The sequence below is a fragment of the Rhodococcus sp. O3 genome (assembly GCF_048897285.1).
Classification (GTDB): Bacteria; Actinomycetota; Actinomycetes; order Mycobacteriales; family Mycobacteriaceae; genus Rhodococcus.
The window spans coordinates 1-1,626 of sequence record NZ_JBMBTE010000299.1; the positions used below are offsets into that span (position 1 = coordinate 1).

Annotated in this window: 2 protein-coding genes; both read right to left on the minus strand. The window is 71.6% G+C overall.

The window, feature by feature from the left end; translation table 11 throughout:
- Positions 1–70: 70 nt before the first annotated feature.
- A complete protein-coding gene (locus tag ACN675_RS29085; RefSeq protein ID WP_420754104.1) occupies positions 71–814 on the minus strand; it encodes an LppM family (lipo)protein in 744 nt (247 codons plus the stop codon).
- Between the two features lie 32 nt (positions 815–846).
- On the minus strand, positions 847–1,626 hold a 780-nt coding region (locus ACN675_RS29090), incomplete at its 5' end, for a carotenoid biosynthesis protein (RefSeq protein WP_420754105.1).

A 1,626-nucleotide genomic window follows, 5' to 3' on the forward strand; every position in this document is an offset into this window, starting at 1 on the left:
GTTGGCGACGGCGGTGACCGCGCCGAACAGTGCGACCGCCGCGCCGGCGCGGGTGACCGCGGTGATCACGCTACGAATTGTCGGAGTCCGGGTCCGGACCCGAGCCGGAGCCGGACTCGGGATCCTGCCCGGCCGCCGATGTGCGGACCGGTGCGGGGTTGCGATTGAGCCAGGCCAGGCCACCGATGATCAGTGCCACCCCGAGCGTGACTCCGGCGACGATGCCGGCCCACCCGGCGAAGCCGCGGGTGTTGGGATCGGAGTAGCGGACCTCGGCGCGCAGGTTCGTCACATCCCCGGCGGGCAGCTTCCACGTGACGACCGAGTCGGACTCGCGGGTGCCGTTGGTGGTGGCGATCCGGGCGGGGAACGCGATCGTGAACTGCACGTCCGTGCCCTGCGCGGGCACCGATTCGAGGTCGACCTTGCCGGTGAGGGACACGAGATCCCCGGCCCGCTGCAACGAGATCTGGAACGAGCCCGCGCTCTGGTCGGTCATCGCGCCCAGTTGCTGCACGTCCCCGAACGACAGATTGCTGAAGAACACCTGGCTGCCGACGTAGCCGTCCTGCTGGTACTCCTGCACCCGGACGCGTCCGGCCAGCGAGTCCGGGACGACGAGTTGCGGTCCCTTGTCGTTCTCGTCGGCGGGGATCGTCGCGGCGACGATCTGACCGGACACCCGGTCGTCGGCCGAGACACCCATCGTCACCTGGGCACGCAGGCAGGCCGCGAGGAGCGGAAGCAGCAGGAGAAGGAGGACCGCCTGCCGGATCGGTCGGCGGCGGGGAGCAGGGATGAGGGACGGCTGCACAGCGGATATCGTGCCAGTATCGCGCGGGGGTGTCAGAGGTCCGGGGGTGTTCCGGCGAGTCGCCGCAGGTTCGGGTGCGCTCGGCGATCACGGAGCAGCGACACCAGCAGCGGGACGCCGAGCAGCCCCATCACGACGAATCCGTACACGGCCGACCAGCGCAGCTCCGGTGCGTCGAGGAAGACGGTGTGGGCGAGTGCCGACCCGAGCCACGTCCACAGGAACAGAGCGATCGGCACCGCGTCGCCGCCCCTGGGCGGCCGGGTCACCCGGTCGAGCACGGTGAGTGCGGTGGCCATGAGGGCCGCGACGACCACCCAGCCGGCGTAGTTGGTGAGCGGGATGTGCGCGAGCCCGGGGAGCCCCGGTCCGTGGCACCACGTCCACTGCCCGTCCGCGACCATCTGCGGGTCCAGGTACAGGTCCCATCCGACCATGCCGACGGTGGCCGCGGCGATCCGTGGCGCGGGCCGGTGGGTCAGTCGCGTCGCCACGCACCACACGGGGTACAGGCCGGCGGTCCATGCCAGCGGTACGACGAGCGGGACGTCGAACAGCGCGGGGCCGAGCCGGTCGGTGGCGTAGGCGTAGCACCCGTACGGGTATCCGGTGGCGGTACCGACGACTTCGGATGCGAAGCCGAGCCCGGCCGAGATCGCGAACAGTCCGGCCGTCCACGTGCCGCCCCGGTGCGCCGCGGCGTGTGCCAGGCAGGCGGCGGCCAGCAGTGCCACCACGAGAACGGTGACGACGTCCCGAGCGGATCCGTGCGCGAGCGGATACGCGATCTGAGCGGCCACGGCGGCGACCGC